General features: G+C 71.9%; 24 protein-coding genes. 13 read left to right on the top strand and 11 right to left on the bottom strand.

All coding sequences use genetic code 11. The annotated features are described in order from the left end of the window. Positions 1-6: 6 nt before the first annotated feature. Together AB0F91_RS20245 and AB0F91_RS20240 are read left to right on the top strand one after the other, a co-directional pair. Positions 7-165 carry a BBE domain-containing protein gene (locus AB0F91_RS20245; RefSeq protein ID WP_360599230.1) on the top strand — a complete coding sequence of 53 codons (159 nt, stop codon included), beginning with the start codon at positions 7-9 and terminating at the stop codon, positions 163-165. 1,376 nt (positions 166-1,541) lie between these two features. Continuing rightward, positions 1,542-3,176 carry an AMP-binding protein gene (locus AB0F91_RS20240; protein ID WP_360599207.1) on the top strand — a complete coding sequence of 545 codons (1,635 nt, stop codon included), beginning with the start codon at positions 1,542-1,544 and terminating at the stop codon, positions 3,174-3,176. Positions 3,177-3,334: 158 nt separating this feature from the next. Here AB0F91_RS20240 and AB0F91_RS20235 read toward each other — a convergent pair whose 3' ends face one another. Further along, positions 3,335-4,375 carry a membrane dipeptidase gene (locus AB0F91_RS20235; RefSeq protein ID WP_360599205.1) on the bottom strand — a complete coding sequence of 347 codons (1,041 nt, stop codon included), beginning with the start codon at positions 4,373-4,375 and terminating at the stop codon, positions 3,335-3,337. A 95-nt stretch (positions 4,376-4,470) separates the two neighbouring features. Beyond that, positions 4,471-5,238 carry an IclR family transcriptional regulator gene (locus AB0F91_RS20230; protein ID WP_360599203.1) on the bottom strand — a complete coding sequence of 256 codons (768 nt, stop codon included), beginning with the start codon at positions 5,236-5,238 and terminating at the stop codon, positions 4,471-4,473. Positions 5,239-5,364: 126 nt separating this feature from the next. Here AB0F91_RS20230 and AB0F91_RS20225 point away from each other — a divergent pair, with 126 nt between their 5' ends. From AB0F91_RS20225 to AB0F91_RS20195, 7 genes are all read left to right on the top strand, one after another. Continuing rightward, positions 5,365-6,645: a lyase family protein gene (locus AB0F91_RS20225; RefSeq protein ID WP_360599201.1), complete on the top strand. Its 1,281-nt coding sequence runs from the start codon at positions 5,365-5,367 to the stop codon at positions 6,643-6,645. Then, on the top strand, positions 6,642-6,767 hold the full coding sequence (locus tag AB0F91_RS20220) for a hypothetical protein (protein ID WP_360599199.1): 126 nt from the start codon (positions 6,642-6,644) through the stop codon (positions 6,765-6,767). The genes AB0F91_RS20225 and AB0F91_RS20220 overlap by 4 nt, the downstream gene beginning before the upstream one ends. Before the next feature lie 58 nt (positions 6,768-6,825). Beyond that, on the top strand, positions 6,826-7,191 hold the full coding sequence (locus AB0F91_RS20215; RefSeq protein ID WP_360599197.1) for a hypothetical protein: 366 nt from the start codon (positions 6,826-6,828) through the stop codon (positions 7,189-7,191). Then, positions 7,160-7,612, top strand: coding sequence for a hydantoinase B/oxoprolinase family protein (locus tag AB0F91_RS20210; RefSeq protein WP_360599227.1), 453 nt, complete (start codon positions 7,160-7,162; stop codon positions 7,610-7,612). The genes AB0F91_RS20215 and AB0F91_RS20210 overlap by 32 nt, the downstream gene beginning before the upstream one ends. A 275-nt stretch (positions 7,613-7,887) precedes the next feature. Beyond that, the gene (locus AB0F91_RS20205; protein ID WP_360599195.1) at positions 7,888-8,346 is read left to right on the top strand and encodes a DUF6328 family protein; all 459 of its coding nucleotides are present in this window, start codon (positions 7,888-7,890) and stop codon (positions 8,344-8,346) included. Positions 8,347-8,446: 100 nt separating this feature from the next. Then, positions 8,447-9,052, top strand: coding sequence for a VOC family protein (locus AB0F91_RS20200; RefSeq protein WP_360599193.1), 606 nt, complete (start codon positions 8,447-8,449; stop codon positions 9,050-9,052). Positions 9,053-9,078: 26 nt separating this feature from the next. Next, positions 9,079-9,816: an SDR family oxidoreductase gene (locus AB0F91_RS20195; RefSeq protein WP_360599191.1), complete on the top strand. Its 738-nt coding sequence runs from the start codon at positions 9,079-9,081 to the stop codon at positions 9,814-9,816. Between the two features lie 506 nt (positions 9,817-10,322). Here AB0F91_RS20195 and AB0F91_RS20190 read toward each other — a convergent pair. Further along, positions 10,323-10,487, bottom strand: a complete 165-nt coding sequence (locus tag AB0F91_RS20190; protein ID WP_360599189.1) for a hypothetical protein — start codon at positions 10,485-10,487, stop codon at positions 10,323-10,325. Between the two features lie 508 nt (positions 10,488-10,995). Next, positions 10,996-11,262 carry a DUF4235 domain-containing protein gene (locus AB0F91_RS20185; RefSeq protein WP_360599187.1) on the bottom strand — a complete coding sequence of 89 codons (267 nt, stop codon included), beginning with the start codon at positions 11,260-11,262 and terminating at the stop codon, positions 10,996-10,998. Positions 11,263-11,452: 190 nt separating this feature from the next. Here AB0F91_RS20185 and AB0F91_RS20180 point away from each other — a divergent pair, with 190 nt between their 5' ends. Then, positions 11,453-11,845 carry an STAS domain-containing protein gene (locus AB0F91_RS20180; protein ID WP_360599185.1) on the top strand — a complete coding sequence of 131 codons (393 nt, stop codon included), beginning with the start codon at positions 11,453-11,455 and terminating at the stop codon, positions 11,843-11,845. Between the two features lie 56 nt (positions 11,846-11,901). Here AB0F91_RS20180 and AB0F91_RS20175 read toward each other — a convergent pair whose 3' ends face one another. The 4 genes from AB0F91_RS20175 to AB0F91_RS20160 are packed head-to-tail and all read right to left on the bottom strand — an operon-like array spanning position 11,902 to position 16,225. Then, positions 11,902-13,050, bottom strand: a complete 1,149-nt coding sequence (locus AB0F91_RS20175; RefSeq protein ID WP_360599183.1) for an FAD-dependent oxidoreductase — start codon at positions 13,048-13,050, stop codon at positions 11,902-11,904. 31 nt (positions 13,051-13,081) lie between these two features. Beyond that, on the bottom strand, positions 13,082-13,708 hold the full coding sequence (locus tag AB0F91_RS20170; protein WP_360599181.1) for a UdgX family uracil-DNA binding protein: 627 nt from the start codon (positions 13,706-13,708) through the stop codon (positions 13,082-13,084). Positions 13,709-13,751: 43 nt separating this feature from the next. Beyond that, positions 13,752-15,092, bottom strand: coding sequence for an NtaA/DmoA family FMN-dependent monooxygenase (locus tag AB0F91_RS20165; protein WP_360599179.1), 1,341 nt, complete (start codon positions 15,090-15,092; stop codon positions 13,752-13,754). An 11-nt stretch (positions 15,093-15,103) separates the two neighbouring features. Next, positions 15,104-16,225 (bottom strand): LLM class flavin-dependent oxidoreductase, encoded by a 1,122-nt coding sequence (locus AB0F91_RS20160; protein WP_360599177.1) that lies wholly within the window; start codon positions 16,223-16,225, stop codon positions 15,104-15,106. Between the two features lie 145 nt (positions 16,226-16,370). Here AB0F91_RS20160 and AB0F91_RS20155 point away from each other — a divergent pair, with 145 nt between their 5' ends. Beyond that, complete coding sequence (locus tag AB0F91_RS20155) at positions 16,371-16,787, top strand: DUF302 domain-containing protein (protein ID WP_360599175.1); 417 nt, start codon at positions 16,371-16,373, stop codon at positions 16,785-16,787. Between the two features lie 81 nt (positions 16,788-16,868). Here AB0F91_RS20155 and AB0F91_RS20150 read toward each other — a convergent pair whose 3' ends face one another. Further along, positions 16,869-19,118, bottom strand: coding sequence for an FUSC family protein (locus AB0F91_RS20150; RefSeq protein ID WP_360599173.1), 2,250 nt, complete (start codon positions 19,116-19,118; stop codon positions 16,869-16,871). Between the two features lie 146 nt (positions 19,119-19,264). Here AB0F91_RS20150 and AB0F91_RS20145 point away from each other — a divergent pair, with 146 nt between their 5' ends. After that, a complete protein-coding gene (locus AB0F91_RS20145) occupies positions 19,265-20,287 on the top strand; it encodes an alpha/beta hydrolase-fold protein (protein ID WP_360599170.1) in 1,023 nt (340 codons plus the stop codon). A 3-nt stretch (positions 20,288-20,290) separates the two neighbouring features. Here AB0F91_RS20145 and AB0F91_RS20140 read toward each other — a convergent pair whose 3' ends face one another. Both AB0F91_RS20140 and AB0F91_RS20135 read right to left on the bottom strand, forming a co-directional pair. After that, on the bottom strand, positions 20,291-20,938 hold the full coding sequence (locus AB0F91_RS20140) for a nitroreductase/quinone reductase family protein (RefSeq protein WP_360599168.1): 648 nt from the start codon (positions 20,936-20,938) through the stop codon (positions 20,291-20,293). Positions 20,939-21,078: 140 nt separating this feature from the next. Next, positions 21,079-21,987: a helix-turn-helix domain-containing protein gene (locus AB0F91_RS20135; RefSeq protein WP_360599166.1), complete on the bottom strand. Its 909-nt coding sequence runs from the start codon at positions 21,985-21,987 to the stop codon at positions 21,079-21,081. A gap of 171 nt (positions 21,988-22,158) precedes the next feature. On the opposite strand from AB0F91_RS20135, the gene AB0F91_RS20130 reads away from it, so the two are divergent. Beyond that, positions 22,159-23,355 carry an MFS transporter gene (locus AB0F91_RS20130; RefSeq protein ID WP_360599164.1) on the top strand — a complete coding sequence of 399 codons (1,197 nt, stop codon included), beginning with the start codon at positions 22,159-22,161 and terminating at the stop codon, positions 23,353-23,355. The last annotated feature ends 3 nt before the right edge of the window (positions 23,356-23,358 follow it).

Below are 23,358 nucleotides of genomic sequence, written 5' to 3'. Positions count from 1 at the left end.
GCTGCGATCTACGGCCCCGAGCGTTACGAGCGCCTCGCGGCCGTCAAGAAGACCTACGACCCGACCAACATGTTCCGGATCAACCACAACGTGGTGCCGGCCAGTTCGGTCGTCCGCTTGCCCGGTGCTCTTTCCGCTGCGGCGCAGCAGCCGATCAGCGGCTGAAAGCGTTCTTGGTCTGACACAGGTCCTCCGCGCTCGCGTCCGGCGGCGGGCGGACGGCGTCGGCCATCGCGGGAAGCACGTGGGTCAGCAGCAGCTGCCGCGCGTTGCGGGCATCTCGGGTACTGAGCAGGCCGGCGCCGAGCGTGAGGTGACTCGCCGAGGTTGCCGCCGAGAAGGGTGGAGTGCGCGTCGCGGACCGACGCGCACATCGCCCGGCCTTCGGCGTCGGCGATCGTCTCGCTCCGGTCGTTGGAGACGATCAGGTCCGCCGCCTCGCGAGTGGCCGGCGTCGCGGTGGCGCGGAGCGTGATATCGACGTGCGCCAGCCGGATCGCCGGTGCGTCGTCGGCGCCGTCGTCGGTCAGCGCGGCCGAGTGAATCCGGTCCCGCAACAGCGACGCCGGGCCCGACCTACGCATGCCGGGGGCGGAGCCTGTCGTGTCATTCGACCTGTCATCGAGGACGCTCACGTGAGAATCCGCGCGACGGTCAGCCGGCCGGTGACGTGCGGTCAAAGCACCGGGAAGCTCTGCGCGTCGTTGTCGGCCACGCTCGTGGCCCAGCGACGTGAGGAAGTCGTATTCGTCTGGGGTGGGCACCCGGGCGAGGATGTCGTCGGCCGCGGTCTGCCGGCTCATCGAGTGGGCGCGGTTGAGCTCGGCCAGCGGCGCCGACGACCGAGACTGCCGCGCGTTGCACGGCGGTATCACCGAACGCCGATCGCGGTGCGCGACAGTGGCTGCGAGCGCTTCCGTTCGCACAACACCGCCCTGCGACGGAGAGGTTGCGTCGACCCGGTCGCAACGCGCCCCAGCGCACCCACCCATCAACAGAACGCCTCGAAACTGCTCGTGGTGGGCGCGCTGCCGCGTTGGTTGGTCTGGCGTCCGCGAGTGGGGTGGGCCGGCTGATGGCGCAGAATGGGGCCCTTCCTTCGGCGTGGGCTCCTGGGATGTGAAGAAGTCGCGGTCAGGTCCAGCCGTTGCGGCTCGGATAGCGCGGCGCGGACAGTGCCGGCACGTGAAGGCGAGAGCTGCGCAGTCCCGCTGCCCCGACGTGCGAAGGCCGCGAATGCCGCGGTCGCGGTGGTGACCGCCGCGCGGCTGGGGGTAACGCCATGGCGCGACTGTGCTCGACCGGCAACGTCGCCGGTCGCTACCGGCGAAAGTGGTTGCACGGGCGCGGAGTGGCGTCCTGCTGGCGGAAAACCTTGCTTGCTGGACAGAAACGTTGCGGACAATCGGGTGCCCGAACGTCCCCAGCCGGCGGGAGCCGCCTGTCGCGGTGATCACTACCGGCTGCGGTATCCACCCGTTGTTGATAGGCAGGGGGCAGTGCCGACTTCGGATTGTGAGCCAGACAGATCGGTGAGGTGGATGAGCGCGTTTTCGGTTCGGCCGTCCAAAGGGGTCATCGAGCGGCACCGATCGTCGGGAGTGTGGCGCGCGGAAAGTCTGGTCGACGACGTGTTCCGGTGGGCCGAGCAAACTCCCGACGCCGTAGCGGTCTTGGCGTTTCGCCAGGAAGACGGATTGGTCACGTTGTCTTACCGGGAGCTGGCCGGCTGGGTCGAACGATTTGCGGCGGCGCTGGCCGAGCTGGGGATCGGCGCGGGTGACGTGGTATCCGTCCAGCTACCCAACTGGTGGCAGGCGCTGGCGCTGGCGGTGGCCTGCTGGCGTCGCGGCGCGGTGTTGGCCTCGGTGATGACCACCATTCGGGGCCGCGAGCTGGAGCGGATGTTGGCCCGGGTGGAGGCCAGCGTGTTCATCACCACTGACCGCTGGGACGGCTACGAGCTCGCCTCCACGGTGGCCGAGATGGCGCCTCGGCTGCCGGCGCTGCGCCACCGGGTGGTGCTCGGCGACGTGGTCAAAGACGACGAGATCGACTTCGTCCAGTTCTTCCAGGAGCAGCCGCACCCGGCGCCGGCACCGCATGCGACCGATCCCGACGCGGTGGCCGTGGTGTTGTTCACCTCTGGTACCACCGGCGAGCCCAAGGCGGCACTGAGAACTCTGAACACTCTGTACGCCCAGATCTCAGCCAAACTGGCACGCCGGGACGGGACACCGTCGCGCCGTTACACACCCCAGTCGTTGATGCACGCGGTCGGGCTGTTGTGTGCCTCGGTGTCGCTGGTCGCCGGTGGCGCTACCTTGCTGGTCGACCGCTGGCAGGCCCACCGCGTCGCGCAGCTGCTGGCCGAGACCGGCCTCGAGGAGTTGATGCTGGTGCCCTCATTCCTGAGCGAGCTGCTCGCCATGGTGCGGGAGAAAGGCATCCGGCTGCCGCGGCTGCGCGAGGTCACCGTAGCCGGCACCGTGGCCTCGCTCGAGTTGGTGACGGAAACGGTCGACGTGCTGGGCTTGGCGCCGCGGGCGCAATGGGGGATGACCGAAGGGGGGAGTATTCACACGGGGCCCGAGGACCCGCCGGACTGGGCCGCGCGGAGCATCGGCCGGGCGGGCGTCGGCACTGAGGTCGAGCTACGCGCCGTGGTTGCCGACGGTCCGGTCAGCGAGGAGAACCCGGGCCGGCTGATGATCCGGGGCGGTTCGGTGTGTCTGGCAACCATGGGACGCGACACCGGGACGGTGCGGGTGCTCGCCGAGCACGACGAGGGCTGGTACGACACCGGAGACTTGGCTGTCGTGGACGGCAGGGGCGGCTATCGGCTGATCGGACGGGCTTCGGACCGGGTCGGCGGCGCACTGATGATCCCGGTGGCCGATGTCGAGAATGCACTGCGCGCCCATCCCGACCTCACTGACGTCGCGATTGTCGGACACCGCGACAACACCGAAGGATGCGCGGTGATCGTGAGCACCGCGCCGATCAGCCTGCGCGACGTGCGCTCCTACTTGTCCGATCTCGGCATGACCGCATGGTACTGGCCCACTCGGGTGGAGCGCGTGGACGCGTTACCGCGCAACCCCATGGGCAAAGTGGAAAAAGCCCGGCTGCGCGCCTGGCTCGCGGGCCAAGCCGAACCTCCCGCCCCGGCCTAGCCTGCCACGCCGTCAGTGGCCGATTGCCGGACGCTTTGGCGCTGGCGTATCTGGTCGGAGAAACTGAAGTGTTCGACCGTGATGCCGACGCGCCTGTGGGACGAGACGCGGCAGCTGCTCGGCGACACCGCTGACCACAGTGGACGGTCCGAAGCCGGCTAGCGTGCGGCTCCCGGAACTCCGAGCTCCTTGAGGAACAAGTCGTGGAAGCTGAGCCCGAGCACTTGGCGGACGTCGGGCTCGGGCCAGCCGCGGCGGTGGAGCTCGGCGGTGATGCGGGGGAGCCCGGCGGGTCCTTCGAGGCCGAGCACGAACTCGCGGGCCGTGCGATCGTCCCAGGAGCGTTCGTCGGTGCGGCGGAGGCTGTCGGAGACCTCCTTGATGAAGTCGGGGCCGAGGCCGACGTGGGCGACGCCGACGACGTCCGCGGCGTGCTCGATGTGGTCGGCGACGCGGGCGGCGGTGTGCTCGTGCTCGTCGACGAACTGGGCCAGGACGTTGATCCCCACGACCCCGCCGGCGTCGGCGATCGCGCGCAGGCGCGCGTCGGTGAGGTTGCGGTGGTGGGGGCGCACCGCGAAGGCCGAGGAGTGCGACGCGACCAGCGGCCTGGTGGCGAGCTCCAGCAGGTGGTCGGTGGACGTGGCGCCGAGGTGGGAGACGTCGAGCATGATGCCCAGCTCCTCGCACACCACCACGGCGTCCACGCCCGCACTCGTGAGGCGGCCACCCGTATCGTCCTCGGCCGAGCCGTCCGCGAGCATCGTGCGCCCGAAGTGTGTTAAGGACGCCATTCGCACGCCGAGCCGGTGCAGGGTCTCGAACAGGCCGACGTCGAGGCCGACGGCTTCGCAGCCTTCCAGCGCGAGGACGAGCGCGATCCGGCCGTCGGCGAGGGTTTCGCGGATGTCGTCGCCGGTGAGGCACATCCGGACGGCATCGCGGTTGCCGGCTTCGACGCGCCAAGCGGTCTCGATCATGCGCAGCGTCTGGCGCAGCGCGCCTTCGGGACGGAACTCGGGTTCGAGGAACACCGGCAGCACCTGGAGGTCGACGCCGCCGGCGCGCAGCTGCGGCAGCCAGACGCGGCGGAAGTACCCGGCCTGCCGGTCGGCGGGGTAGCGCGAGCAGAGCATGAGCAGGTCGTTGTGCGCGTCCGCGACCACGGCGTCGTGGTGCAGGGCCACTCCTTCGGTCATGAAAAGCGCTCCTCGAACGTCCACAGTGGAATCACCGTCGAGTCTAGGCGTGTGGTGGATGTGCCGTCACGTGGTGATGCTCTGAGAGCACGATCTTAGGACGCCCGGTTCATGACGGCGCTCAGCCGGCGTGCGGCGACCTTGGTCGTCGCGCTGAGCTCGGTCAGGCGGTCCAGTGCCCGGCTTGTCGGCGCGGACACGTTGAGCGACGCGATGATCCGCCCCGTCGCGTCCCGCACGGGCGCGCCGACCGACAGCAGGCCGCCCTCCAGCTCGTCGATCGCCACGGTGCAGCCCTCCTGCCGCTCGTGGTGCAGCCGTTCGAGCACCTCGGCCACGCTGCGCAGCGCGCGCGGGCCGAACTCGCCCGGCGGCGTGCGGGCGAGCAGCGCGCGGATGTCGTCGTCCTCGTGGTCGAGGATCAGCGCGCGGCCCGACGCGGTCACGTGCAGGGGCGAGGTCCGCCCGACCCAGCCCCCGGCCTGCACGGTGTGCGGCGAACGCTCGCGCAGGATGGTGAACGACTGGTCGCCCTGCAGGATCGACAGCAGTGCGCTTTCGCCCGTCTCGACGACCACCGCGCGCAGCACGGCCGAGCCGCTGCCGAGCAGGCGCTGGTCGCCGGCACGTGCCGCGAGCACGTGCAGCTGCCAGCCGAGCCGGTACCCGCGCGTCTCGGGGTTCTGCTCGACGAGCCCGTGGGCGGCCAGCGCCTTGAGCATCCGCGAGATCTGGCTGCGCTCACGGCCCACGCGGCGGGCGATCTCGGCCCCGGACAGCTCGGGGCGGCGCTCGTCCTCGCCGAGGGTGCGCAGCACGGCGGCCACGCGGCCGACGGTCGAGGTGTCGGAGTTCTCGGCCATACCGCGACGGTAGTGGTGCTGTGGAAGCTACACAAGTAGTCGCCAAAGCACACTGAGACGATTCAGTGTGCTCTCGTGGCAACACCGTTGGCTTCGACCGGGCGCCGGACCGCAGACTCCCCGGCCATGTCCATCACCGCCCCTGCCGGGGCCGCCCTGTTCGGAGAGCAGACCCGCAAGGCGCTCGCCCACCTCCCGGCGCATGGCCGGCGCCTGGCCGACGTGCCGGCGTTCCTCACCGCGTACGCCCAGGTCAAGGCCGCCGCCGCCCGCGCCAACGCGGAGCTCGGCGCGCTCGACCGCGTCCGGGCCGACGCCATTGCCCACGCCGCGGACGAGGTCGGCGCGGGGCACCACGGAGCCCAGTTCCCGCTCACGCTCGTGCAGGGCGGCGGCGGGACCTCGACCAACATGAACGTGAACGAGGTCCTCGCCGCTCGCGCCGAGCAGCTGCTGCGCGAGTCGGGCGAGCCGCTTTCGGTGCACCCCAACGACCACGTCAACCGGTCGCAGTCCACGAACGACACTTATCCCACCGCGATGGCGCTCGCGCTGACGGAGCTGGCCGAACCCGTCACGACGGCGCTGAGCTGCCTCGCCGACGCCTTCGACGGGCTCGCGGCCGACCAGGGCGCGCTCGTGCGCCTCGGCCGGACCTGTCTGCGGAACGCCGTGGTGCTCACCGTCGCCCAGACCCACCACGGCCACGCCCACGCGATCCGCCGCACGCGCGACGCCCTGGATCAAGCCGTGGCGGCTCTGTCGGAAGTTCCGCTCGGCGCCACCGCCGTCGGCACCGGCATCGGCAGCCCCGCCGGCTACGCGGAGCTGGCCGTACGCCACCTCGCCGAGCTGTCCGGACGCGCCGTGATACCCGCCGAGGACTACTTCGACGCCCTGGCCCACCTCGACGCCTACGCCGCCGTCGCGGCCGCGCTCGTCCGCGCTTCCGGTGTGCTCGGCAAGATCGCCCGCGACCTGCGGCTGCTCTCGTCCGGCCCGGTCGGCGGCCTCGGCGAGGTGCGGCTGCCGGAGCTGCAGGCGGGCTCCTCGATCATGCCCGGCAAGGTCAACCCCGTCGTGCCGGAGCTGGTGCTGCAGCTGGGTTTCCGCGTCCGCGGGGCCGCCGCGACCGTCGACGCGGCCGCCGATGCCGGCGAGCTCGAGCTGAACGTGATGGAACCGGTGGTCCTCGACGCGCTCGTCCGCGCGTTCGAGGACCTCGCCGCCGCCGCCACGATCTTCCGCGAGAAGTGCGTGGCCCGGCTGCAGTGGAACGAGGAAGCGGTGGCGCGCAACGCCACCGGCGCACTCGACGAGTACGTGGCCCTCGCGACCACGGCGGGCTACCGAAACGCCGTCGGCGCGGCCGCCTCCGCCTCCGCCTCCGCAGGAGAGTCCTCATGAAACCGATGGCACGCACCGGCCCCGGCGCCACCGAGCCGGCCAGAGTGGCGAGAATGACCGCGAAGACCACCTTCGCGTTGTCGGTCGGCACCTTCGTGGAGTGGTTCGACTTCGCGATCTAGAACTGTCGACCCCGATCATCGCCACCCAGTTCTTCCCGGCGACAACCCCACCGCGGCGTTGCTCGGCACGCTGGCGATCTACGGCGTGTCGTTCTTCGCCCGTCCGATCTGTGGAGTGGTGATGGGCCGCGTCGGCGACCGCCACGGCCGCCGCACCGCGCTGGCCGTTTCGCCGGTCCTCATGGGACTGTCCACCGCGCTCATCGGCGTAATCCCGCCGTACGCGACGATCGGCTTCGCCGCACCGCTGCTGCTCACGCTGTGCCGCTTGGTGCAGGGCTTCGCGGCGGCGAAACGCGGTCTGTACGTGAACATCGTGCTGTGCTTCGGGCTGTCGCGACCTTGGTGGTGCTGCTGTTCCGCCTCGACGAGGACTTCTACGCCTCCGGCGGCTGGCGTCGGCCGTTCGTCGCGGGCGTGCTGAGCTCGCACCGGGCACGGCCGGTGCGAGCCGGTTCCGGGGTGGGCACGGGCAGGTGGTGACGCTGCGGCCGCCGCGGACCGGGAACGGCCTCACCTTGGCGGCGGGGTGCCACCAGCAGAGCCATCCGCCGTTCGGCCTGGCCGGTGGCTTAGCGGCCCGGCCGACCGAGGCACGGATGGACGGCGCTGCCGTGCCGGTGGCCGAGACATCGGCCCGGTTGGGGGCGTTGCCGTTCGACGCCGGTGCCCCGACGGTCGCCCTCCGCACGGCGGGCGGCGGTGGGCACGGTTCCCCTGTGGACCGTCCGGTCGAGGCGGTGCTGCGCGACGTCCGTGACGAGCTGCTCTCGGTGCGGGAGGCGCTCGACGTGTTACGGCGTGACGGTCGACCTGGAGGCCTGGCCGCGACCCGCGAAGCCTGACCCGCGGCGGGAATTCGCTCTCGCTACCCCGGCGTGAATCCCCGCCGCGGCGGGGAGGATATCGCCGAAGTCCGATGAGGACAGTCCGGTCCCAGGCTTGCCGGGCAAGTGGAAGGGCGTCGCCGACCTCGTGGACCGGCGACGCCCCGTCGGCGCGGCCAGGTTGGGACCGCGTGCCGCGCCTGAAGTTGGTGTACCCGCTCGCGCGCGGGTGAAACCTCGGCACAGCGGGCGAAGCGCTGCTGTCTTCGCCAGTCGTGCTTAGACTCGGACGGGTGACGGAGCACACCGGCGAAACCCACGACGAAAAGCTCAGGCGGAACGTGAACGAGCTCCTCCAGGAGCTGCGTGTGGCCCAGGCCGGGGTGCAGATCCTGTTCGGCTTCCTCCTTTCGGTGGTCTTCACCTCGCAGTTCCGCGACGCGAGCGGCTTCGAGAAAGGCCTGCACATGGCCGCCGTCGTGCTCGCGGTGGCGGCGACCGCGCTGCTCACCGCACCCGCGGCGTGGCACCGGCTGCTGTTCCGGACGGGCAGCCGCGAGAACATCCTGACCGTGGGCAACCGCGTGGTGGTCGTCGGGCTCGTGTGCCTGGCATTGGCCATCACGGTGACAGTCGCGCTCATCGCGAAGGTCGTCTACGGCGCGGCGGCGATGTTCGGTGTCGCCGGCTTCGCGTTTTTGCTCTTCGTCGTGTTCTGGGGTGTTGTGCCGCGTTTGCTCAACCGTGGTTGAGCGGCGGGCGAACCCGATCGGTGGGGAGATTTTCAACGCCGGGCTCGTTTCGGGGCGCAACGGCTACGCTGGGGCGCCTGCGTTGCCACGGGAGGCCGGGATGACCACGTCGGAGGGCGGGCTCGAGAACGTCGACATGAAAGTCGAGGTGCTCGTGGTCCCGGTCGCGGATGTCGAGCGAGCCGAGGCGTTCTACACGGGAATCGGCTGGCGGCTGGACGAGACGCCCCCGTGGGTCGTGCAGCTGACCCCGCACGGGTCGCCGTGCTCGGTGCAGTTCGGGGCCAACCTCACGGACGTGAAACCCGGGTCCGCGAAGGGCTTCGTGGTCGTCTCTGATATCGAGGCGACGCGCGCCGCGCTGATCGCAGCCGGCGTGGACGTGAGCGAGATCTTCCACTTCGGCCCGGACGGGCCGGAGCCCGGGCTGGACCCGGATCGCACCAGCTACCGGTCGCAGGCCACGTTCGCCGATCCCGACGGGAACCAGTGGCAGCTGCAGGAGGTCACCACGCGGCTGCCCGGGCGGATCGACGCGGCGGAGACGTCGTTCGCGTCGGTGAGCGACCTGGCCGACGCCATGCGCCGCGCGTCGGTGGCGCACGGCGAGCACGAGAAACGCACCGGCCAGGCGGACGCGAACTGGCCGGAGTGGTACAGCCGATACATGGTGGCGGAGCAGGCAGGCACGGAACTGCCGCTCTGAGGGTGTTTCTCGATCACGGAGGACGGATGTCGGACGTCGAGCGCCGGCGGGGTCTGGCGGGCCAGACCGTCGTCGTCATCGGGGGCAGTGCGGGGATCGGCCTGGAGACCGCGCGGCTCGCCCGGGCCGAGGGCGCGCAGGTCGTGCTCACCGGGCGCGATCCGGAGAAGCTCGAGAAGGCCGCGGCCGACGTCGGCGCGCAGGACACCGCGGCCTTCGACGCGACCGATCCCGCGGCGATGGCCGCGTTCTTCCGGGGCCTGCCCGCGGTCGACCACGTCATGATCACCGCGGGGGCGCCGCACTACGGGCCGCTATTGGCGATGTCCGCGGCGGAGATCCGCGACGCGTTGAGCGACCATCTCATGGTCGGCCTCGAAGCCGCCCGCAACGCCGCCCCGAAGATGCCGCCGGGCGGGTCGCTCGTCCTGATGGGCGGCACCGGCGGCCGGCGGGTGAACCGCGCCCTCGGCATCGTGTCCTCGGCCACCGCCGCGCTGCCCCCGTTCGCGGCGACGCTGGCCCTCGAGATCGCGCCGGTCCGCGTGAACCTGATCGCCGCGGGGTTCGTCGACACGCCGCTGTCCGCGTCCCTGCTGGGTGAGGGCCTGGACGGCCGCCGCGCCGAACTGCGCGCCACGCTGCCCATCGGCCGCGTCGTCACCCCAGAGGACGTCGGTGCGCTCGCCGTGCACCTCATGACCAACACGGCACTGACGGGCGCCACGTACGACATCGACGGTGGGCAGCAGTTCGCGTCCTGACGTTCAGCCGCCGGCTGGCGACCGAAGTCGCGCGGACCCGCGGATCCACGCCGTCAGTCTATTGAGGACTGCCGAGTCGATGTGCCACGGTGGCGGGCCGCGGCTGGATGGGCGGAACTGCCAGATCGGCGACGGCGGGGTCGAGCCCGGCGGGGCAGAAGGTCGATGGGCCGCTGGTCGTGTGTCGCGGTCAGTCAGCGGCCGATCCGGGCGGCAGCCCCAGGACTTCGTTGCCACCGCGGGTCGGGGGTGCCCAGTGCCGATCAGCCGGGCCGCGCAGCCGGGTGCGAAGTCGAGTCGACCTCGATGAGCCGGTGCGGCCGCTTCGTGGGCGGCCGCCACGGTCTTGGCAGGCGGTGGCGAGCACCGCCCGCCCGGCGCGGCACCAGGCCGGTTCTGCCCGTCTCGTGCACGGGTCGATGCCGGCACGCCGAGGGCACAAGTCAGGTCGGTAGGCCGCTCCTATCGGCAGTGCTTGGGGACGGGGAGGGTCGAAAAACGGCAGGTCAGTCGGTTTCCGGCTGCTGCCATTCGCGTCCGGCGCGCAGCGCGGCGATCCGGATCTCGTTGCCGGCTTCCCAGCGGTTCTGCCCGGGCAGCTCGGCGGCGCGCGGCGCGATTTCGGCGTCCGCATCCGGCTGTTGTCGGATCTCCTGGTCGGCCATGGTCATGGTTGCCTCCGTTCTCTTTGCCCCACAACGATTCCGGATACCCGCCCCCGCGGCAAGCAAACGCGACTCCGCTTCACCCGGAAGGTGAGGGGTTGCGTATCCGGCCGCTCACCCGTCGACCCCGGCACGGCAGGCCGGCCGCGCCGCGCGGGTATCCGCCAACTCGACGATGACCCGAAGGTGCCCGACGCGTCCCGCCACCCGAAAGACCGGCGGATTCCGGTGATCCCGGGCCGATGAGCGTCCGATGTGGACGATGGTGAACAGGGAGTGCGGATGCGTCGGTGAACCGCGTTCACACCGCGCCGCCCCGATCCCGAACCGGCGGCCGACGGACCGCGCCGGCCTCGTCGTCCGATGGCGCGGAGCCCGGCCCCTGCCACCGCGGTCGTCCGGTCAGGCGTTACCGCCACGGAGGTGGCGGACGGTTGCCGCTCGCGTCCTCGTCGGCGGCCACGTGGTCGGGTTCTGGAGTGGGTCGTTCGTCGGCGACGGCCGCTCCCGCCGGTCAGTCGTCGCCGGGCCATTGGCCGCTGGCCTTCTCATAGCCGACGGCGCCGGCGCGCTCGGCGGCGGCCTTGACCGCGCCGAAGATCGCGCCCTGCACGGTCGCGGCGATGAGGATCTCCTGCCAGTCGCGGTGCTTGTCCGTCGCGTTCGGGGCCTCGTCCTCGCCGGCGATCCGCTGCCACAGCAGCTTGAAGACCTGGCCGGCGACCAGACCGCCGAGCGCGCTGACGGCGAAGTTCAACGGTTTGTACAGCGTCTTCTTCATATCGGTCGGGTACCCCGGCGTGCGCGAGCCTCAACCTCGGCCGCCGGCCCGGGCGCGACCGGCGTAGGCTCCGGTGATCGCGGTTCAACCAGAAGCCGTCTGCCGTCGTCCCGGCCCGTGCCGAGGACTCCGGAGACCGGCCGGGCCCGCGCACCGGGTGTCTCCGCCGATGCGTGGAGGGAGGCCTGCCGTGGCGGAACCGCTCCCGGAGGACCCCGCGAACCCGCCGGTCGTCGTCGTGGTCACCACCGCCGAGGACACGACCGTGGTGGTCCGCGGCGATGTCGACGCGACGATCGCCGGCCGGCTCGCCGAGCAGCTGGCCGTGGAGCTCGAACTCGGGCCCCGCGTGCTGCTCATCGACCTGCGTGAGGTCACTTTCTGCTCGTCCGACGGCATCAGCACCCTCGTCCGGGCCCACGAGGCCGCCCGCTCCGCGGCGGTGCCCTACGCGATCGTCACCGGCCGGCTCGCGGTGCTGCGTCCGCTGCGGATGCTCGGGCTCGACCGCGTGCTGCAGGTTCACCACGACCTGGCCGGCGCGAAGGCTTGGCTGGGAATCGTGGCACGGCTGCGTTCCTGACTTCGGGTGTGCGTCCGATCGCTGCGGAAGTCGGTTCGCGGACGCGAGCTCAGACGTCAGTGCGGCGGCACGGGCCGGTGGTTGCGGATCAGGTCGCTGCCGCGTTCGTAGTCCTCGTCGGCGTTGTGGGTGAGGACGCCGACCGCCTTGCCGTCGCGCTCGTACCAGACTGTGAAGCCGCCGTCGCGCGACACCGGCCGGGCGGCGTCGAAGCCGTCGCCCCACGCGGCGTACTTGAGCACCTCGTCGCCGATTTCCGACCAGAAGCCGGGAACCGCGTCCCACGCCGCGTCTTCGCCGGCGGCGGAACGGCCCGCGACCTCGCCCATCGCGAGGCCCTCACCCCAGTGCTCGACCGCGAGTGCGCGGCCGGCAGCGGGGTTGTGGGCGAACGCGAGGTCGCCCGCCGCGTAGACGTGCGGGCGGCTGGTGCGCAGGTGCTCGTCGGTGCGCACGCGGCCGTTCTCCACCGCCAGGCCGGCCTTCTCGGCGAGCTCGACGCGCGGCCGGACGCCGGTGGCCATCAGCAGCACGTCGGTGTCGAGCGCCGGGACGAGTTCCGTGTGGATGCGGTGTCCTTCGCTCACGGCGTCGAGCCGGGTTCCGCGCAGCACGCTGACGCCGTCGGCTTTGAGCCAGCGCAGGATCAGCTCGCCGGCGTCGCGCCCGAGCCGCTGCTCCTGCGGCACTGAGTCGGGGCACAGCACGGTGACCTGGAGCCCGAGCCGGGCCAACGAGACCGCGGCCTCACACCCGATGAATCCGGCGCCGACCACCACCGCACTGCGGGCACCGTCGGCCGCCGCCCGCAGTTCCCGGGAGCTGGTCAGGGAACGCAGGACGCGGACCTCCGGGTGGTCGGCCCCCGGCACCGGCGGCCGGACCGGTTCGGCGCCGGTGGCCAGGACGCACTGCGTGAACCCCTGCACAGTCCCGGAAGCCGTACGGATCTCGTGCTCACCGAGCTCGGTGACGGGGTCGCCGAGGCACAGCTCGACGTCGTCTCCCGGACCGTCGAGCGCGAGATCCTGCTCATCGGCGTCGCCACGGAGGAAGTCCTTCGACAGCGGCGGCCGCGCATACGGCGGGGCTGGATCGGCGGAGAACAGCCGCACACGGCCCCTTCCGCCTGCTTCGCGGTACGCCCGCGCGGCGGAGACCCCCGCCGGGCCGCTGCCGATCACCACCAGAGTTTCGTCTGTCATGACCCTCGGCTACCCGGTCGGGCGCCGGTTCTCACCTCTCGCGGGCGGCCCGCAGATCCGCGACGAACACGGTCCGTGCCGTCTCCCGGTCGGGCGCGCGCAGCACCGCCGACGGGTGCACGGTGGCGACAGCGACCCCGAAGAGACCGGCGAGTTCGTCGGGTGGCGCCAAGGGTTCGCCGCGCTGCCGCGTGATCCGGAACGCCGTGCCGTACACCGACTGGGCCGCGGTGGCCCCCAGCAGGAGCAGCAATCGCGGCCGCACGGCGCGCAGCTCGGCGACCAGCCACGGCCGGCACGCGACGACCTCCGTGCGCGACGGCTTCTCGTGGATCCGCCGTTTGCCGCGTTCGGTGAACTTGAAGTGCTTCACCACATTGGTGACGTACAAGGCTTCGCGCTCGAAGCCGACTTCGGCGAGCGCCTCGTCGAGGAGCCTTCCCGCCGGGCCGACGAACGGCCGGCCCTGCCGGTCTTCCTGGTCGCCGGGCTGTTCGCCGGCGATGAGGATCTCGGCCCGGCGCGGCCCCTCGCCGAACACTGTCTGGGTGGCGGCGCGGTACAGTCCGCACCCCGTGCAGTCCGCGGCCGCGCGGCTCAGGCGGGTGAGGTCGGCGGTGTCGGGCGGTGCGGCGCCGTCCGCGCGGGTCGTCGGCATGGCGGTGGGTTACCCGGACCGGACGGTCGGCACACCTGCGGCGTCAGGGCAGCGAAAGCCCCAGGTGATCCCGCAGCGTCGTCCGCGAGTACTCCGTCCGGAACACCCCGCGGTCCTGCAGGAGCGGCACCACGGTGTCCGCGAACTCGTCGAGCCCGCCCGGCGTCACGTGGGGCACCAGGATGAAGCCGTCGGCGGCGTCGTTCTGCACGAGGTCGTTGATGGCGGCCGCGACGGTCGCCGGGGAGCCGATGAACGTCTGGCGCCCCGTCACCTCGATGACGACCTCGCGCGCGGTCAGGTTCTTGACTTCCGCGAGCTGGCGCCACTCCTTCGCCGTCGCCAGCGGATCGCGGTACATCCGCACGCTGGCGCGGCCCTTCGAGATCAGGTCCGCCCCGACGACCGGATCGAAGTCGGGCAGCGGGCCGTTCGGGTCGTGCTCGGACAGGTCGGTGTTCCAGAGCTGTTCGAGGAACTTGATCGCAGTCTGCTCGCTGACCTGCTGCAGGCGGACCTCGTGGGCCTTCTCGTGGGCGTCGGCGTCGGTGTCGCCGAGGACGAAGGTCGCGGCGGGCATGATCACGAGCTGGTCGGGCGTGCGGCCGTACTTCGCGAGGCGGCCCTTCACGTCGCGGTAGAACGGCTGGCCCGTTTCGAGCGTGCCGTAGCGGCTGAAGATCGCGTCGGCCGTGGCGGCGGCGAACTCGCGCCCCTCGTCGGAGTCGCCGGCCTGGATCGTCACCGGCCGGCCCTGCGGCGCGCGCGGCACGGGGAACCGGCCGTCGATGGTGAAGTGCCGGTCGTGGTGGGAGAACGCGCCTGCGTGGGCGTCGGCGAGGAACCGGCCGCTCGCCTTGTCCGCGAGCACCTCGTCGCCGCGCCAGGAGTCGAACAGCTCCCAGGCCGTGCGCAGGAACGTCTCGGCCCGCGAGTACCGCTGGTCCTGCGGCAGGAAGCCGCCGCGGCGGAAGTTCTCGCCGGTGAAGGCGTCCCACGACGTCACGACGTTCCAGGCCGCGCGCCCCGCCGACAGGTGGTCCAGCGACGCGAACTGGCGTGCCACCTCGAACGGCTCGTTGAACGTCGAGTTGATCGTGCCCGCGAGCCCCACCCGCTCGGTGACGGCGGCCAGCGCCGAGAGCACGGTGAAGGTGTCCGGGCGCCCGACGACGTCGAGGTCGTAGATGAGGCCGTTCTGCTCGCGCAGCCGCAGGCCTTCGGCAAGGAAGAAGAAGTCGAACTTGGCACGCTCGGCCGTCTGCGCGAGCTTCACAAACGAGCTGAACTCGATGTGGCTGCCCGCCTCCGGGTCGCTCCACACGGTGGTGTTGTTGACGCCTGGGAAGTGCGCCGCGAGGTGGATCTGCTTCGGCTCGGTCATCGGGTCCCTCCTCAGGCGGCGTAGCGGTTCGCCGGGCGGGGCAGGCCGAGCAGGCCCCGCAGCGTGGCGGCTTCGTAGTCGTGGCGGAACGCGCCGCGCCCGCGCAGTTCGGGCACGAGGCCGCGCGTGACGGCGATGAGGTCGTCGGGCAGCGCGCCCGGCCGCAGGCGGAACCCGGTCAGGCCGGCGGCGTGCCAGTCGAGCAGCAGGTCGGCGAGCTCGGCGGGCGTGCCGGTGAAGACGTGCGCGTCGGAGGTGTACTCGGCCCCGGCGACGTCGTCGAGGCGCGCCTTGCGGTCGGCGGCGGCGCCCGGCTTGTCGTCGAGGAACACCACGAGGTCGGCGAACACGCGCAGGCGCTCGTCCACGGCGGACCGGATCTTCGCGACGTCCGCCCGGTCCTGCGGTGTCACGTACACGAGGTCGGCGGCCTTGTCGGCCAGCCGGTAGGCACGCTTGTTTTGCGCCAGGGCGGCGACGGGTGGCTGGCCCTGCGGCGGCCGCGGCGTGATGGACGGGCCCTTCACCGAGAACCAGCGGCCCTCGAAGTCGATGTAGTGCAGTTTCTCGCGGTCGACGAACCGGCCGGTGGCGACGTCGCGGATCTCCGCGTCGTCCTCCCAGCTGTCCCAGAGCCGGCGCAGCACCTCGACGTAGTCCGCGGCCTCGTCGAACAGGTCCGCGGCGTCGGCCGGTTCGCGACGGCCGAAGTTGCGGTACTCCTCCTCGTGGCGCGACACCTGCACGCGCACCCCCGCGCGGCCGCCGCTGACGTAGTCGAGTGTCGCGATGGCCTTCGACAGGTGGAACGGCTCCGTGTGGGTGACGACGGCCGTCGGCACCAGGCCGATGCGCGAGGTCAGCGGTGCCACGCGCGAAGCGATGAGCACCGCGTCGAGCCGGCCCTGGACGACGTCGGTGCGGTCCTCGAACGGGCCGCGCGCGTCGGTGCGCAGGGACAGGAAGTCTTCGAAGGTGACGAAGTCCAGCTTCGCCGCTTCGGCCTCCTGCACCAAGCCGGTCCAGTACCCGGCCGTCAGCAGCTCGGCGGGCCGTGCCGCCGGCTCCCGCCACGCCGCCGGGTGCCAGCCGGCCCCCTCCAGGGCGACGGCGAGCAAGGGTCCACCTGCCATGTGCGCGTCCTTTCCGCTCGGCCTGCCTTCGCAGTGTGCGCCGGGACACGCGGGTGCGGCAGCCGGAACCAGCCATTGGGAAAGCCGGGGTTTCCCGCCCGATCGGGAATAACGCGGGGGAGTAGCGTCCAGGCGGGAACCCGGCGTGGACGAGGGAGTGGTGATGGCGGGAGAAGGCCTGGTGACGGTCGCGAGCAGCCGACCGGTGGGGGAGACCGTGGACCGGCTCGTGGAGCTGGCCGAGAACGCGGGGCTGATCGTGTTCACGCGCATCGACCACGCGGCCAACGCGGTCGCCGCGGGCCTCGAGCTGCGGCCCATGCAACTGCTCGTGTTCGGCCATGGCCGCGGCGGCACCCCGCTGCTCGCCGATGGCCCCACGAGCGGCCTCGACCTGCCCCTGAAGGCGCTCGCCTGGGAAGACGACCAGGGCGCCGTCCACGTCACCTACAACGACGCCGCGTGGCTCGCCGAGCGCCACAACCTGGGTGACGCCAGCGCCGCGGCGCTCGCCGCGTTGGGCAAGGGACTCACGACGCTGGTGGGGAAGGCGACGGAGTAGCGCTCCTCGGCTCAGCCGCGACGAGCTGTGCGCGGTCGCCGAACGCCGGCCGGCGCGGGCTACGCGCCCTGAAGCCGCGGCTCAGCTCAGCAGCGACGAATGCCGCGCCGCCGCCGTCACCGGGCCGACCAGGGTGGGCTGCAGGCGGCGGGCCGCGTCGAGGTGGTCGGCGGTCCAGATCATCTTCACGGCGGTCGCGGTGCCCTGGTGGTCGTCGCCGGAGAGGTCGCGGTGGACGGCCGTCAGGAGGCGCGCGTCGGCGGCCGGGTCGCGGGACATCAGGGGCGGGACGACGCCGGATCCGGTGAGGGCGTCGGCCGTGGCTTCGTACCAGCGGGCCAGTTCGTCGCTCGCGGCGAGGACCTCGGCGCGCGCGGCGGTGCGGTCGCCGACGGGACCGCCGGCCTCGCGGCGCCACAGATCCAGCACGGCTTCCGCGGTCAAGCGCAGCACCGCGACGGCCGTGATCATCGCCGCGACGTCGGCCAGGGCCACGTGCTTCGGGCCGCGCTCGGTGAGGAAGACGCGGAACGCGTCGTCGAGGCGCCGGGCCGCGGCGGCGGCGCGGCGGTTCTCCTCGCCGGGCTCGGCGGTCGCGGGGACCAGCGCATCGCAGCGGCTAACGCCGTACTCGACGGCGCCGCGCAGGTAGCGGGCGCTGTCGGCGAGCCCGTCCGCGACGGCGCGCCGCAGCTCGGCCGCGGCGCCGCGCGGCCAGAACACGATGCCCACCACGAGGCTCACGGCGCACCCGATCGCCACGTCCTCCACCCGCACCAGCCCGATCCGCAGCCCCGCCGGCTGGATCAGGGAGAACAGCAGCAACAGCACGACCGTGAACCCGGCCTGCCCGGCCGCGAACGAGATCACGGCGGGCGCGAGCCCGGTGAACACCACCGCGATCGGCAGCAACGCCCAGAACACCGTCGTGTCGTGGCCGAGCAGCAGGATCAGCACGCTGCCGACCACGATCCCCGCGACCGTGCCGAGCAGCGCCCGCACCGCGCTCTGGCCAGTGCTCAGCGCGTTGGACCGCAGTACCGCCATCGTGCCGAACGCAACCCAGAACGAGTGCTCCACGCCGGTCAGCGCCGCGATAAGCACGGCCGCCCCGAGCGCGATGCCGCCGCGCACGCTGTTGTGCAGCGTCACCGAGTTCCACGCGACGTGCGCGCCCGTCCGTTCCTGCATCGACGACAACGCCGAACCCGCACCGTCCGGCCGCCGCCCGATCAGGTGCTCCCACCAGGTCCGCCGTCGCGCCGCCACGGTCAGCTCGATGTTCTGCGCGATCGCCGAGATCGCGAAGCTCATCTCCTGCGCGCGGAAACTCGGTTCGAGCGACGTCACGAACTCCGCCGTGTCCGGGTCCGGCAGCGCCGACATCGCGGTGGCCTCCATCTCCCCGCGCGCGTCCCGCAGCCGCGCGAGCTCGGCCACCAGGTCGTCGGGCGCCGAAGCCACCGCCTTCAACAGGCCTGCGCCGTGGTCGAGCAGCACGGCGGCGGCCAGCTTGACCTCCGACACCGCCGCCGTGGTGGCGCCGTGGCCTTCCGCGACGGGCATCCGCGCCAGGATCTCCTCGAGCCACACGACCTCGTCGATGAGCCGCACGAGCGTGCGCGTCGAGGTCGTCAGCCCCGTCGGGCGGTACGGTGTCCCGAAGAACGAGTCGCGCAACGCGGCGACGGCGGCACTCGACTCCGCGACGACGTCGTCGACCTGCGCCACCACGTTCGGCAGGAACCCGCAGCGCACGCACTCGACCTCGGTCCGCAGCCGCTGCGCCAGCAACGCACAGGCGCGGGCCGTCGCGATCCGCAGCGGGTTGCGCACCGGCGAGGGCCACAGCACGGCGATGGCGGCCATCGACACAACCCCGGCCATACCCCAGCCGAGCAGCCGGTCGGGCAGCGTGGCGAGCGAGCCGGGCAGCGTCGCGGGCAGGATGAACGACACGAGCAGCGATGTCGTCGCACTCGCGATCACGGAGCTCACCACGGCGGCGAACAGGACCACGAACGCCACCACGACCGTGGTCACCGCCGCGAGCCAGACGACCCGCGACACCAGCGTGCCCAGCGAGATCAGCAAGCCGCCGGCGAGCACGAGCGCGCCCTGGGCGAACACGCGGTCGCGGATCGGCCCGCCGAAGTCGACGAACAGCAGCAGCGCCACCGAGCCGACGGACGCGAACAGGCCCGTCAGCGCGTTGCCCAGCACCAGGTTCCCGACCGCGAACAGCGACGGCAGGATGATCGCGGCCCGGCCCGTGCGGCGCAGCGCCGAGAGGTTGTTGTCCCGGCTTCGCAGCCACCCGAGAACCGTCATGGCCCGCCGTGCCTCCCACTGTCGAGGGGCACCAAGCCCGGACGCGAGCATGGTCGGGCAAAACCGCGTGTGTCAAGAACCCCGAGCGGGCCCGAATCCACTGTGGAACGCCGCCGCGGACCGCGCGGACCTGGTTGACTGTCCCCATGCTGCCCTGGGACGCCCCGCTCGCCGGCCGGCTCGACCGCCACACGATCACCTCGGAGCTGCTGCGGGACAACCCGCTCGGCGACCCGTACGAGCGGCCCCTGTGGGTGTACGTCCCGCCGGGCTACGACGACTCCGGCGCGCGTTACCCGGTGATCTACGTGATCCAGGGCTACACAGGCCAGGTGACGATGTGGGCCAACCGGGCTGCCTTCCGCCGGCCGTATCTCGAAACGGCCGACGCCGTGTTCGCCGACGGCGCGCCGCCCTGCGCCGTGGTCTACGTCGACGCGTGGACCTCCTACGGCGGCTCGCAGTTCGTCGACTCGCCCGGCACCGGTCGCTACCATTCGTACCTCTGCGACGAGATCGTGCCGTGGGTCGACGCGCACTACCGGACCATCCCGGCGCGCGAGTCCCGCGCGATCACCGGGAAGTCGTCCGGCGGTTTCGGTGCGATGATCACGCCGATGCTGCGCCCCGACCTGTTCGGCGCGCTCGCCACGCACGCCGGTGACACCCTGTACGAGCTGTGTTACCTGCCCGAGTTCGGCAAGGCCGTGCGCGTGCTGCGCGAGTACGACCACGACGTCTTCCGCTGGTGGGACGACTTCCGCTCCCGCCCGCCGTTCACCAAACCGGGTGACGAATCGCTGCTGGTGGCCTTCGGCGTCGCGGCGTGCTTCTCCGCGCGCGAGGACGGCACACCCGAGCTGCCGTTCGACGCGGTGACCGGCGTGCTCGACCCGGACGTCTGGGGGCGCTGGCTCACCTGGGACCCGGTCCGCATGGCCCCCGCCCACGCCGAGACGCTGCGTTCGCTGGACTCGGTCTGGATCGACGCCGGGACGCGCGACGAATGGTTCCTCGACCTCGGAGCCGCGGCGTTCCGTGATGAGCTCCTCAAGGCCGGCCTGCCCGAGGACAGGCTGCACTTCGAGCTCTTCGACGCCGGCCACGGCGGCATCGACTACCGCTACCCACTGGCGCTGAAGTGGCTCGCGGGACGGCTGGCACGCTAGCGCTCACTCCAGGTCGACGCGCACCGTCAGCAGGTTGTTGCCCAAGGTCCGCACCCCGACGCTGTTCAAGCGCGGCAACGACTTCAGCCGAGCCAGGGCGTCGTCGTCGGGGAGGACGTGGGCGGTCCCGCGGTGCCAGCGCCCGCGCAACCGCACGCGGACGTGCGGGTCGGCCTGCAGGTTGGAGACGTACTGCGAGCGGGTGCCGAACTCCGACACCAGCCAGAACTCGTCGCCGGTGCGCCGGCCCCCGACGGGTGTGCGGCGGGGGAGACCCGACGTTCGGCCCGTGGTCTCCAGCAGGACCTGGCCGGGCAGCCGCGACAGCACCGGGTTGGCGACGCGGCGCTGGAACGTCGTCACCAGCCGGTGCCACCCGCTGCCGCGCTGGGCGGCTTCACGCAGCCGCCACGGGATGACCACCGCGTGGACCGGCGCCGCGAGCGCCCACAACGCCCGGGCCGGCGCGCGGTCGAACCGCACGGTGGTGGTCCAGCGCACCCGCGAGCCGACCTCGACGGAGTTGCGCGCGCTCAGCATCGCCGACGGCGCCTCGAGCACCACGCTTCCGGGCTCGGAGCTCACGACCGTCCAGCCGAGCACGCGGCCGGGGCCCGGCTCGGTCCGCAGGCCGAGGCACCGCCAGCCCACGTGCAGGAACGCCCGCAGCGGCGCCGGCGCATCTTCCCAGACGGCTCGCGCCCAACTGCTCGGCCGTGCGTTCGTCGCCGGCCGGCCGGGCGATGTCCACTGTGGACGTGAAGTCGGAGGTCACGTGTCCCAGGCTAGTGCTACGAAGCCTCCGACGCGCGAGCGTGACCCATCGATGCAGCCGCGTCCGGGCCCCAGCTCGCGAGCAGCCGCAACGCTTCCTGCGACTTCGAACCGGGCTCGGTGTGGTACACCGACAACGCCTGGTCCTGGTCGTCGGGCAGCGCGAACGTCTCGTAGTGCACTGTCAGCTCGCCCACGAGCGGGTGCTGCAGCCGCATCGTCGCGTGCGTCTTGCGCTTCACGTCGTGCGCGGCCCACATCGTGCGGAATTCTTCGCTCTTCACCGACAGCTCCCCGACCAGCTCGGCGAGCAGCGGGTCGTTCGGGTGCTGCCCGGCGTCGAGCCGCAGCTGCCCGACGACGTCGGCCGCCTTGGTGCGCCAGTCCGCGTACAGGCTGCGCGCGGCCGGATCGAGGAAGACGATGCGGGCCCAGTTGCGGTCTTCCGGCGCGCGCGCGGCCCAGTCGCCGAACAGCGCCGACGCCGTCTTGTTCCAGGCGAGCACGTCGGTGCGGCGGCCCCACACGTACGCGGGCACGCTCTCGATCGCGTCGAGCATCGTCTGCAGCACGGGCCGGACCTGCTGCCGTTGCCGCGGCGCCGGCCGTCGGCGCTGCTGTGGTCTGGCCAGGTGCAGCAGGTGCGCGTGTTCGGTCTCCGACAGGTTCAGTGCGGTCGAGATCGCCGTGAGCACCTCAAGCGAGACGTTGCGGCCGTTGCCCTGCTCCAGCCGCGTGTAGTACGCGACGGAAACCCCGGCCAGCTGCGCCAGCTCCTCACGCCGCAACCCCGGCACGCGCCGGCGCCGCCCGTACTCGGGCAGCCCGACGTCGGACGGCTTGAGGCGGGCGCGCCGTGACCGGAGGAACTCGCTCAGCTCCTCGCGCGGGTCCAGTGCCTGCCCGGGGCGGGGGTGCGTTGCCATGTCCCTCAGTATCTCGTCCCCACCACGAAATCGCTGCTCCTGAGCCTGTCCCTGCCAGTAGTAGGCACGCCGGACCTACGCGAAACGGGCACCTGGGTAACCCCTCGCGCCCGGCGCACAGTGAACCCGTGTCCGCCGAACGGCCCGGCACCGGTGAGAGGGATCAGTGAGATGACCGAGACCACCACAGCTTCGTCCGCCACCGCGCGCGGCCGGGACCGGCTCCCGGGCAAGGCCCTCTTCGGCCTCTTCCTCGCCGGGTTCATCGGCATCCTCACCGAGTGCCTGCCTGCCGGCCTGCTGCCCGAGATCAGCCGGACCCTGCACACGAGCGTCGCGGCCACCGGCCAGATCGTCACGATCTACGCTGCCGCCACCGCGCTCGCCGCGATCCCGCTCTCGCGGCTGACCGCGAAGTGGTCGCGCAAGACCGTGCTGCAGGTCGCGCTGGGCACCGTGGCGATCACCAACGCGCTCACCGCGGTGTCCACCGACTACACCGTCACGATGGTGATCCGGTTCGTCGCCGGCCTCGGCACCGCGCTGGTCTGGACGCAGCTCGCCGGGTACGCCGCCCGCCTGTCACCGCCCAGCGTGCAGGGCCGTGCGATCGCCATGGCGCTGGCGGGCACGCCCATTTCGCTGGCCCTCGGCGTCCCGGTGGGCACGTGGCTGAGCACCTTCGGCGGTTGGCAGACGGCGTTTTGGGTCTCGGCGGCGCTGAGCTTGCTGAACATGCTCTGGTTCGTGGTTCTCCTGCCGAACCTGCCCGGCCAGGCGGGCCACGAACGCTTCACGCTCCGCCAGGTCCTCTCGATGCCCGGGCTGCGCACGATCCTGTTCGCGCTCACCACGTACATGGTGGCGCACAACATCCTCTACACCTACGTGACCGACTTCCTGCGGTTCGCGGGCATGGAGAGCCAGGCCGGGTGGGTGCTGTTCACCTTCGGTGTCACGTCGGTGCTCAGTGTCGTCGTGGTCGGCGCGCACATCGACCGCCACCTGCGCAAGCTGATCGTCGCGAGCACGCTGCTGTTCGCGGTCAGCGTGCTGGTCCTGGCGGGGTTCGCGGGTGTGCCCGCGCTCGGCTACCTCGCCGCGGCGGCGTGGGGCCTGGCGTTCGGCAGCTCGCCCAGCCTGTTCATCGGCGGCGCGATCAACGCGGCGGCCGAAGCCGCCGACGTCGTCCAGTCGATCGTGATCTCGTTCTTCTCCGGCTCCATCGCCCTCGGCGGTCTCGTCGGCGGGCTCCTGATCGCGGGCTTGGGAACGGCGTCGATCACGTGGGCTTCGCTGGTACTGCTGGTCTTCGCGGCGATGGCCGTGATCGGCGGCCGCAAGCACGCGTTCCCCAGGGGCGCCTGACGG

The sequence above is a fragment of the Amycolatopsis sp. NPDC023774 genome (assembly GCF_040639695.1).
Lineage (GTDB): Bacteria > Actinomycetota > Actinomycetes > Mycobacteriales > Pseudonocardiaceae > Amycolatopsis.
Note: the sequence above shows the minus strand (reverse complement) of the source record. Positions and strands in the feature narration are given on the sequence as shown.

Coding starts and splice junctions, on each gene's coding strand:
- AB0F91_RS20240 (WP_360599207.1), top strand. CDS start 1,542: ATGAGCGCGTTTTCGGTTCGGCCGTCCAAAGGGGTCATCGAGCGGCAC.
- AB0F91_RS20235 (WP_360599205.1), bottom strand. CDS start 4,375: ATGACCGAAGGAGTGGCCCTGCACCACGACGCCGTGGTCGCGGACGCG.
- AB0F91_RS20230 (WP_360599203.1), bottom strand. CDS start 5,238: ATGGCCGAGAACTCCGACACCTCGACCGTCGGCCGCGTGGCCGCCGTG.
- AB0F91_RS20225 (WP_360599201.1), top strand. CDS start 5,365: ATGTCCATCACCGCCCCTGCCGGGGCCGCCCTGTTCGGAGAGCAGACC.
- AB0F91_RS20220 (WP_360599199.1), top strand. CDS start 6,642: ATGAAACCGATGGCACGCACCGGCCCCGGCGCCACCGAGCCGGCCAGA.
- AB0F91_RS20200 (WP_360599193.1), top strand. CDS start 8,447: ATGACCACGTCGGAGGGCGGGCTCGAGAACGTCGACATGAAAGTCGAG.
- AB0F91_RS20195 (WP_360599191.1), top strand. CDS start 9,079: ATGTCGGACGTCGAGCGCCGGCGGGGTCTGGCGGGCCAGACCGTCGTC.
- AB0F91_RS20190 (WP_360599189.1), bottom strand. CDS start 10,487: ATGACCATGGCCGACCAGGAGATCCGACAACAGCCGGATGCGGACGCC.
- AB0F91_RS20185 (WP_360599187.1), bottom strand. CDS start 11,262: ATGAAGAAGACGCTGTACAAACCGTTGAACTTCGCCGTCAGCGCGCTC.
- AB0F91_RS20175 (WP_360599183.1), bottom strand. CDS start 13,050: ATGACAGACGAAACTCTGGTGGTGATCGGCAGCGGCCCGGCGGGGGTC.
- AB0F91_RS20170 (WP_360599181.1), bottom strand. CDS start 13,708: ATGCCGACGACCCGCGCGGACGGCGCCGCACCGCCCGACACCGCCGAC.
- AB0F91_RS20165 (WP_360599179.1), bottom strand. CDS start 15,092: ATGACCGAGCCGAAGCAGATCCACCTCGCGGCGCACTTCCCAGGCGTC.
- AB0F91_RS20160 (WP_360599177.1), bottom strand. CDS start 16,225: ATGGCAGGTGGACCCTTGCTCGCCGTCGCCCTGGAGGGGGCCGGCTGG.
- AB0F91_RS20150 (WP_360599173.1), bottom strand. CDS start 19,118: ATGACGGTTCTCGGGTGGCTGCGAAGCCGGGACAACAACCTCTCGGCG.
- AB0F91_RS20145 (WP_360599170.1), top strand. CDS start 19,265: ATGCTGCCCTGGGACGCCCCGCTCGCCGGCCGGCTCGACCGCCACACG.
- AB0F91_RS20135 (WP_360599166.1), bottom strand. CDS start 21,987: ATGGCAACGCACCCCCGCCCCGGGCAGGCACTGGACCCGCGCGAGGAG.
- AB0F91_RS20130 (WP_360599164.1), top strand. CDS start 22,159: ATGACCGAGACCACCACAGCTTCGTCCGCCACCGCGCGCGGCCGGGAC.